We start from the raw sequence: 8,684 nt of genomic DNA, 5'->3' as shown, positions 1-8,684 counted from the left end.
CGGCGTGATGTCGGTGGCGCCGGCATCGACGTCGACGTCCTCGTGCGTCACGATCGCGTCGCCGTCCTGAAGGGGCGCGGCGTGACTTCCGCACGCCCCCAGGCGCCATGCGCGAGCCCTCCAGTGGACGTGGCTGGAACCAACGCCGAAGCGATCGCGCCAATCCGCCGTCAGCGAAAAGGACGAGCCGTCCGCCGAGTCGGAACGCATCTCGCGGATTTCCGGACGACGCGCCAGATACGTGAGCACGCTGTGATTGGGCCGGGACCTGGAAATTTGCACGGCACAACTGGCCAGGCTCGTTGTTCGCTGCAACAACTCGGACACGAAGGTCTCGTCGAAACGCATCGCCGCCAGACCGCTGAACGGGTAGCGGAGAACCCATCCATCGTCGCGTCGCTCCGGCGGATTGTGCAGCAGCGCCAGTTCCACGCTTCTGGTCGGCGCCACCTGCACATAGGCGCCGACATACGAGCCCGCATCCGCAACCCGGGTGGACTGATGGTGAGCGCATATGCCGTCCCGGTAATGGGTAATGGTGTAGGTTTCCAGATCGTCCTTCACCTCGAGCGTCAGGTATCGCGTGTCGTGGTAGACGAGCCGTCCCGCCACTGTCCGGTAGCGGGTGATGGCGGTGCCCTTCAAACGGGCATCGAGGCGGCTGAACTGCTCGGGCGCATTGGCGGGCTGGAATTGACTGTCCCCCGTAGCCGTCGCCTCGAATGTCAGGAAATAGGCGACGAAGGTCGGCTGATCGGCGCCGCCTCCGTCGTTCGATCCCATCGCCGAGTGCAGGAGCGCGCTGCCGGCCATGGTGAGCAAAAGAATGCCGGCCACGGGTACTGCCAAGCCCTTTCGACGACGCAAGCGATGAGCGCGCATCAGGCCCGCCTTGCCGCAGCCAGCCGCATCGTCAGGACTTCGTTACCGTGATCTCGACGCGGCGATTCCTGGCGCGGCCGTCGGGATCGTCCGAGCCGTCAGGCTTGCTGTTCGGCGCGATGGGTTTCGCCTTGCCCCAGCCGCGCGTCTTGAGATTCGCACCGTCGAGGTTGGCGTGCGCCGCGAGCCATCGCGCTACCGTGTCGGCACGCTTTTCCGAAAGCGTCTGGTTGTAGCTGTCGCTGCCCTTTCCGTCGGTATGGCCTTCGATCAGCACTTGAGCCCTGGGATAGGATTTGAGCACGGTCGCGACCTTCGCCAATTCGGGCTCGGCAGCGGGCTTGATGTCGGCCTTGTCGAAATCGAACAGCAGGTCGGCAGAAAGATTCACTTTCACCTGCTCCGGGGTGACCTCTGCCTTCAGTTCCTTCAGCGCGCGCTCGAGTTCGGTCGAGCGGCCGGCGACCGCGACACCGGAATCCTTCGCACCGCCTTCGCCGCTGATCGCCACCGCCTCAAACGGGCCGAACCAGGGGAGCACGACATCGACGGTGCGAACCTTGTCCGGCGGCGCCTGGAAGGTCAGATCGACCAGCGCCTGGCCGTTCGGCTCCAGCCTGGAAAGAAACCAGCGGCCGCCTTCGTTCTTGTCCCCCATCGGTGCCGCCATGAAGAGTCCCTGGCTGTCCTTGAGCAGGGGATAACTGCGCTTCCCCTGCGGATCGAGCGCGTAGACGTCGCGATAGAAGACCGTGTGCGAGCCGATCCGCGTTTTCTCCGGATTGACGATCCTGAGCTGCACCTTGAGCTGCCCGTCGCTGCGATCGGCGGAGACGACACTCGCGCGCAGCGGCGGCACGCTGCTGGCAACCTCGAGTCCGCCCTGCGGCGGCCCGTCCGTTGCGGCGAGCTTGCCGAACGAATGAAAGACCGGACCCTCGACGCTTACGGTCGCGCCACTCCTCACGGCCTCGAACAGGACCCAGACCAGCGTATCGGATTTTGCCAGCAGCTTTGGAAACCAGCGTCCGCCGCCGTTCCAGTCCGAGATCGGGCCGGCCAGGAAATGGCCATTCGCGTCCTTGAGCGGAAAATGCTTCCTGTTCGCCTGGGCATCGACGATGACGATATCGCCATAGTCGATTGCGCCGTGTCCCGCGGCTTCCTTGGCGTTGGCATTGTGGAGGACGACGCCGAGATGAAGCACCCCGTCGTATTGGCGCAGGAACGCGACATCGGCAGTTACTCCGGAAATGTCGGTTTCCCGGGCGGCCGTTTCGGCCGGACCCGTCAGTACCGAAAACGCGGCAAACACCACGTATGAAAATAGGGATTGTGCGCGCATCTCACGCCCCTGTCGGATCTGAGGTGTGACTTTCGAAAACGCGGTTGAACGAACGATATCATGGCCGGGCGCGCGGTGTCATAGACGGTTGTGTGGTCGGTCACGGCCATCGAGCCGATCTTCGATCCGAACGGTTCCGCCATCGCGCGATGCACATGTCAGGTGGGAATGGCTGTGCTATCGATAGCGGATTGGCGTAGGGTTTGGTGGTACAGCGCGCCAACGAGCACGGACGAGCCGTGGACAGATTGGGGGAGCGGTCCCGCTTTCGGGGCAATGAGCGAACGTTCTTTTCGATCGTGTGCGACCGTCGCGATGCTCAGCGTCGCGGCGATTTGCCTGTCGTCGGGCCTGGCGGTTGCCCAGCAGGAACGGGGACAGGCAACGGAGGCGTCGCCGCCCAGCGCAACAAGCGCCGAAGAGGCACGTAACAAGGCGGACGATGCCTACAAGAAACAGGACTATGCGGCGGCCGTGCGCTGGCATCGCATTGCTGCCGGGCAAGGAGACATCAAGTCGCAAATCGCGCTTGGCGATCTCTACTCGCAAGGCCAGGGGATTCACCCGGACTATGCCGAGGCGTTTGCCTGGTACATGAAGGCGGCGGAACAGGGGAGCGACGAGGCGCAGAATGACGTCGGCTTCTTCTATCTGTCGGGATGGGGTGTGCAGCGGAACTACACCGAAGCCATGCGCTGGTTGCGCAAGGCGGCGGATCAGGGAAACGAGGTTGCGCAACGCAACATCGGCATCGTCTATCTTCAGGGCCTCGGCGTCCGCAAGGATCGTCATGAAGCCATTCGCTGGCTCAGGAAGGCGGCCGAGAAGGGCGACGAGGACGCGAAAGAGGCCCTCAAATACCTCGGTGTCAAATGAAGCCGCGTACCGCCTGAAGGCGCGGACCTCGACTCCGGTGCCTGCGCGCTAAGGCGCCTGCTCCAGGCTCGACACTTCGTTGGTGAGCGTGGTGCGGCGCAGGTCGCGCACCTCGGTGTGGTCGTAGCGGCGGGCGCGGTGCATGGTGACGCGGTTGTCCCACATGACGAGGTCGTGCGGCCGCCAGACATGGGCGTAGACGAACTGGCGCTGCGTGGCGTGCTCGGTGAGGTCGCGCAGGAAGGCGCGCGCCTCGGGCACCGGCCAGCCCTCGATGCCGCCGGCATGGCTCGACAGATAGAGCGACAGCCGGCCCGTCCGCGGATGGCGCCGCACCAGGCGCTGGCGCACCGGCGCCCACTTCGCGCGCTCCTCGTCGGTGAAGTCGGTGAAGCCCAGGACGCCGCGGGAAAAGATCTGGCTGTGCGCGCAGACGAGATCGTGCACCTCACGTTTCGTGGCCTCGTCGAGCGCGTCGTAGGCCGCGCGCATGTCGGCGAACTCGGTGTTGCCACCGGCCGGCGGGATGGCGCGCGCCGACAGGATCGAATACTTGGCCGGCACGTCCTTGAACGAGCTGTCGGAGTGCCAGAGCTGGTTGCCGAGGCCGAACAGGCGGCGGCGGTCGTCGCGCGCCACCACCTTGTTGTTGCGGTCGAGATTGGAGATGTCGTTGAGGTCCATGCTGACGCGCCGCTCGTGCGGCGCGGCGATGTCGCCGGTGGCCGTCTCGAGCGGGCCCAGCGCGCGGCTGAAGGCGAGCTGTTGGGCGTCGTCGATGTCCTGGTCGTGGAACACCAGCACGCCGAACTCGTCCATGCCGTCGTGCACGGCGGCGGCCTCGGCCGCGGTCGGCGGCCGCCTGAGGTCGATGCCGGACAGGACGCCCGCGAAGAAGGCCCGGCCGACCGGGTCGATGGGCTCGATGGCGATGGTCATGGCGGAAGTCTAGAGGGGATCGCGACCCGGTGGAACATGGCAGGAGGCGCATTCCGATGAGAGCCGCTGCTCTTCTTCATGCTCTTCGCCCCGGCAGGGGGGAGAGGAGGGAGAGGGGCGACAAACACCGCGTGCTCTTTCATTCCCCCTCTCCTGGCCTCTGCCCCTGCGGGGGCGAGGGACATGAGGGGCTGCGCTGCCGGTTTCGCGCCGCCGCCTTGACTTCGGTGCCGTGACATCTGAACAAACATTCAAATGTCAAAAGCCAGGAAGAGCGTTCTGTCCGACGACCATGCGGTGGCGCTGGCGGATCTGTTCCGGCTGCTGGGCGATGCCAGCCGCCTGCGCATCGTCGTCGCCTGCCTGCGCACGCCGCTTGCCGTGTCGGAGATCGCCGGGCGGCTGGGGCTCTCGGTATCGCTGGTCAGCCACCACCTGCGGCTGCTCAAGGGGGCGCGGCTGGTGCGCGCCGAACGTCACGGCAAGCAGGTCTTCTACGGCGCCGACGACGAGCACGTGCGCCGCATGGTCGAGGACATGATCACGCACGTCGCCGAGCACTGAAGCTCGCGAGAGTCACGCCGTCGGCAGCTTGTAGCCCTCGAACTGCTTGCGCAGGGCGGTCTTCAGGATCTTGCCGGTGGCGCCGTGCGGCAGGGCGTCGATGAATTGCACGTCGTCGGGCATCCACCACTTGGCGATCTTGCCGTCCAGGAACTTCAGCAGATCGTCCCTGGTGACGTTGGCCTCGGGCCGCTTGACCACGACCAGCAGCGGCCGCTCGTCCCACTTGGGATGATGGACGCCGATCACGGCCGCCTCGGCGACGCCGGGACAGCTCATGGCGGCGTTCTCGAGATCGATCGAGCTGATCCACTCGCCGCCCGACTTGATCACGTCCTTGGAGCGGTCGGTGATGACCACCGAGCCGTCGCCTTCGATCTTGCAGACGTCGCCGGTCATGAACCAGTCGTCCTTCAGGAACTGGCTCTTGCCCTCGCCCTTCATGTAGCCGTTCACGATCCACGGCCCGCGGACCACGAGGTTGCCCGAGACACTGCCGTCCTGCGGCAGGTCGTTGCCGGCATCGTCGATGATCTTCATCTCGCAGCCGAACACCGGCCGGCCGGCCTTGGCGGTGATGGCGAAGCGCTCGGCGTCGGGCAGGTTGCGCTCGCCCCTGTTGAAGCGGGTGAGTGTGCCGAGCGGGCTCATCTCGGTCATGCCCCAGCCCTGTGCGACCTCGACCTGATGCTCCCTCCAGAAGCGCTCGATCATGGAGACGGGCACCGCCGAGCCGCCGATCAGGGTGCGCTTGACCGACGACATCTTGAGCTTGTTCTGGGCGCAGTAGTCGAGCAGGGCGAGCCAGACGGTCGGCACGCCGGCGCTCATCGTCACTTGCTCCTTGTCGAGCAGCTCGTAGACGCTGGCGCCGTCGAGCTTGAAGCCCGGGAGGACGAACTTGGCGCCGGACATGGGGCCGGCGTAGATGAGACCCCAGGCGTTGGCGTGGAACATCGGCACCACGGGCAGGATCGTCGTGTCCGGATCGAGCGCCAGCACCGGCCCCGACGCCATCATCATCGAATGGATCATGGTCGAGCGGTGCGAATAGAGCACGCCCTTCGGGTTGCCGGTCGTGCCCGAGGTGTAGCACAGCGACGAGGCCGTCTTCTCGTCGAACTGCGGCCATTCGATCGTGCCGGGCTTGTCGCCGATCAGCTCCTCGTAGCAGAGGAGGCCGGGGATCTTGCTCGACGCGGGCATGTGGGCACGGTCGGTCATGACGACGACGTGCTTCACGGTCTCGAGCTTGTCGTGGACGTTCTCGACCACCGGCAGGAGGTTGAGGTCGACGAAGATCACCTTGTCCTCGGCGTGGTTGGCGATATAGGCCACGTGGTCGGGGGCGAGGCGCGGATTGATCGTGTGCAGCACCGCGCCCAAGCCGGAGATGCCGAAATAGAGCTCGAAGTGGCGATGGGTGTTCCAGGCGATGGTACCGACGCGGTCGCCGAGCTTGACGCCCAGCGTCTGCAGAGCCTCGGCCACCTGCTTGGCGCGTCTGCGCGCCTGCCTGTAGCCGTAGCGATGGATCGGTCCTTCGACGGTCCGGGTCACGATCTCGACGTCCGGATAGGACGCGGCGGCGAAGTCGATGATCTGCGAAATCAGCAGCGGACGGTCTTGCATCAAGCCCAGCATGGCGCTTCCCTCTGTTACGCGCGCCGCTCGATGTGAAGGCTTCTGAAATTGGCGAGCGGCTTCAGGTCCGGTTCTAGACCGAGTCCCTGCCCGCCGGGAAGGGAGACGCAGCCCTCGGTCACATCGAGGAGACCACCCAGCACGCCCTCGCGCAGGGGATTGGGATTGGCATCGACCTCGAGCAGGCCCGGCCCGCGCACCGCCGCCAGCAGATGGAGCGAATGCATCAGTCCGATGCCGCCGCCCAGGAAGTGCGGGCAGTAGGTGCGACCGGCGGCGAGCGCCGCCTTCGCGACCGGCAGGCAGCCGGAATGGCCTCCCCATTTGGCGGCATCGGGCTGAAGGATGCCGAGCAGGCCCGAGTCGATGGCCTGCTGGAAGAGGCCGGCCCCGCGAATATTCTCGCCGCCGGCCAGCGGCGCCGGCGCGGCCGCTGCGACCTGGACCCATTCCGCCCAAGGCCGGTCGGCGGGCAGGGGCTCCTCGATCCAGCCCAGACCGAACTCCGCGAGCCGGGGCGCCATGCGGCAGGCCGCCGCGAGATCCCAACCCTGGTTGGCATCGACCATCAGCCGCTCGTCGTCTCCGAGCTTGCTCGCCACCGGGCGCAGCGAGCCGAGGTCGGTCTCCTCGCCGAACCCGACCTTGATCTTGAAGGCGCGATAACCTGATGCGCGCGCCCGCTCGACGGTCTCGAGCGCCGCGCGGCCGGGATTGAGGCCGGAGGCGTAGACCGGCACCGGCGAGTCGTCGCTGCCGCCCAGGGCGCGCCACAGCGGCAGGCCGCGCTTGCGCGCGCGCAGATCGTGGATCGCAAGGTCGAGGCCGGCCGCCGCGGCCGACAGAGCACCGGCATCGCCGCTCTGCAGGCGCAGCACATGCAGGCTGCGATCGATCTCGGCCCACAGCGCCATCGGATCGTCGAGCGACCTGCCGAGTACGCGCGGCGCGACGATGTCGGCGAACAGCAGTGCGCGATGCTCGGCGCTGGCCGTCGGGAAGTTGGACCAGATCTCGCCCCAGCCGCGGGCGCCGTCGGAATCCTCGGCGTGCACGAACACCGCGACGCGTTCGGTCATGGTGCCGAAGGAGGTGCGGATCGGCTCCTCGATGGGAGCGCGGAAGACATGCGCCTCGACGCGCGCGAGCGTGGCTGAGCTCAATTGTGACGATCCCTCACCAAAGAAACGATATTGTCATCCCGAGTCGCACGCGTGCTCGAGCGAGCGATCCTCGATCGGCAGGGTGAAAGATCCCTTCCTGCGTTCGCGATGACACAGGCTTTCGACAAGCATGGATTGACGGTTCAATCGGCCGCCTGATTGTCCTTCAGCAGGTCGTAGGTGCGCTGCTGATAGTGGATCATGTAGTCGGTGTAGTAGGTGGTCGGATATTTCGGCGGCCTGTCGGGGCTGACGGCAGTCGGCACGGCGGCGATCGGCCAGTCGATGTTGCTGTCGCAGAAGAACGCCAGCGCATAGCGCTCGCCGCCAGTCCGGTTGATGGCGCGATGCGGCGTGGCGAGGAAGGCATCGTTGGTCCAGCGCAGCAGGAGCTGGCCGCCATTGACCACATAGGCACCGGGAATGGCCGGTGCCTCGATCCACCTGCCGTCGCGGCTGCGGATCGAGAGTCCGGGCACGTCGTTGGGGGCGAGCAGGGTGAGGAAGCTCGTGTCGGTGTGCGGCGCGATGCCGAACTCGTCGTCGGCCGGGACCTCCTGCGGCGGATAATGCGTCATGCGAAGCTTGTACTGGCTCTCATGAAAGGGCGTGTCGAAGTAAGTCGGCGGCAGGTCGAGGGCGCGGGCATAGAGCGGCATCAGCCTCTGCACCAGCCGCTCCATCGTCTCACAATAGGCGACGACGGTTTCGCGGAAGCCCGGCAGGTTCCGCGGCCAGCGATTGGCGCTGCGGAAGCGCCGATCGGCCACGACGTCCGGATGGTCCGCGGCGAGGTCGCGCGCCACGAAGAAGGCTTCGTTGAGATTGGCCTTGGTGACGGCCTGCACTACCGACGTGCGCAGGGTGTCGCCGCGCATCGGCAGATAGCCGACATTGTGCCGGTCGATGCGCACTTCCATCTTGTTCTCGACCGGCTGGGCATGGAAGCGGGCGGCCTGGCGGAAGGCGTCGCGGATCAGGGCCGGTGACACACCGTGATTGACGATGAAGTAGAAGCCGACCTCGGTGAGGGCGACGCGCAGCTCGCGGGCGCAGTGCTCCAGCGCGCCCGGCTCTCCCGCGAGGCAGGGCCCGAGATCGATGACGGGGATGGTGTCGGTGCTCGTCAATCGGCCGCCTGCGCTTCGTTCAGAACGTCGTAGTTCCGCTTCTGATACCAGATCATGTAGTCGGTATAGTAGGTCGTGGGATACTTCGGCGGCCGGTCTGGCCCGACCGTCGTCGGCACGGCAGCGATCGGCCAGTCGATG

At 66.1% G+C, this 8,684-nt stretch carries 8 protein-coding genes; 2 read left to right on the top strand and 6 right to left on the bottom strand.

Annotation, left to right across the window (positions count from 1 at the left end; translation table 11 throughout):
- Positions 1–882: hypothetical protein (locus tag VH499_RS01995; protein ID WP_332051005.1), on the bottom strand; the 882-nt coding region annotated here is incomplete at its 3' end.
- Positions 883–913: 31 nt separating this feature from the next.
- Entirely contained in the window at positions 914–2,197 is a 1,284-nt protein-coding gene (locus tag VH499_RS01990) for an OmpA family protein (protein ID WP_332051004.1), read from the bottom strand.
- A 306-nt stretch (positions 2,198–2,503) separates the two neighbouring features.
- Between VH499_RS01990 and VH499_RS01985 the strand changes: the two genes are divergently transcribed.
- Positions 2,504–3,103 carry a tetratricopeptide repeat protein gene (locus tag VH499_RS01985; RefSeq protein WP_332051003.1) on the top strand — a complete coding sequence of 200 codons (600 nt, stop codon included), beginning with the start codon at positions 2,504–2,506 and terminating at the stop codon, positions 3,101–3,103.
- Between the two features lie 48 nt (positions 3,104–3,151).
- On the opposite strand, the gene VH499_RS01980 is transcribed toward VH499_RS01985, so the two are convergent.
- Entirely contained in the window at positions 3,152–4,042 is an 891-nt protein-coding gene (locus VH499_RS01980; protein ID WP_332051002.1) for a TauD/TfdA family dioxygenase, read from the bottom strand.
- Between the two features lie 255 nt (positions 4,043–4,297).
- On the opposite strand from VH499_RS01980, the gene VH499_RS01975 reads away from it, so the two are divergent.
- Positions 4,298–4,606, top strand: coding sequence for a metalloregulator ArsR/SmtB family transcription factor (locus tag VH499_RS01975; RefSeq protein WP_332051001.1), 309 nt, complete (start codon positions 4,298–4,300; stop codon positions 4,604–4,606).
- Positions 4,607–4,618: 12 nt separating this feature from the next.
- Here VH499_RS01975 and VH499_RS01970 read toward each other — a convergent pair whose 3' ends face one another.
- The 3 genes from VH499_RS01970 to VH499_RS01960 all read right to left on the bottom strand — a co-directional run bounded on the left by VH499_RS01970 (position 4,619) and on the right by VH499_RS01960 (position 8,543).
- Positions 4,619–6,250, bottom strand: coding sequence for a 3-(methylthio)propionyl-CoA ligase (locus VH499_RS01970; RefSeq protein WP_332051000.1), 1,632 nt, complete (start codon positions 6,248–6,250; stop codon positions 4,619–4,621).
- A 14-nt stretch (positions 6,251–6,264) separates the two neighbouring features.
- Positions 6,265–7,413: a mandelate racemase/muconate lactonizing enzyme family protein gene (locus VH499_RS01965; RefSeq protein ID WP_332050999.1), complete on the bottom strand. Its 1,149-nt coding sequence runs from the start codon at positions 7,411–7,413 to the stop codon at positions 6,265–6,267.
- A gap of 143 nt (positions 7,414–7,556) precedes the next feature.
- Positions 7,557–8,543: an isopenicillin N synthase family dioxygenase gene (locus VH499_RS01960; protein WP_332050998.1), complete on the bottom strand. Its 987-nt coding sequence runs from the start codon at positions 8,541–8,543 to the stop codon at positions 7,557–7,559.
- Between the last annotated feature and the right edge of the window lie 141 nt (positions 8,544–8,684).

The organism is Reyranella sp. (assembly GCF_036558665.1).
GTDB lineage: Bacteria > Pseudomonadota > Alphaproteobacteria > Reyranellales > Reyranellaceae > Reyranella.
The sequence above is the reverse complement of the archived record's forward strand: the minus strand, read 5'-3'. Positions and strand labels throughout refer to the sequence as shown.

What these genes read in the sequence shown, in the direction of transcription:
- VH499_RS01985 (WP_332051003.1), top strand. Translation starts at nt 2,504, where the DNA reads ATGAGCGAACGTTCTTTTCGATCGTGTGCGACCGTCGCGATGCTCAGC.
- VH499_RS01980 (WP_332051002.1), bottom strand. Translation starts at nt 4,042, where the DNA reads ATGACCATCGCCATCGAGCCCATCGACCCGGTCGGCCGGGCCTTCTTC.
- VH499_RS01975 (WP_332051001.1), top strand. Translation starts at nt 4,298, where the DNA reads ATGTCAAAAGCCAGGAAGAGCGTTCTGTCCGACGACCATGCGGTGGCG.
- VH499_RS01970 (WP_332051000.1), bottom strand. Translation starts at nt 6,250, where the DNA reads ATGCTGGGCTTGATGCAAGACCGTCCGCTGCTGATTTCGCAGATCATC.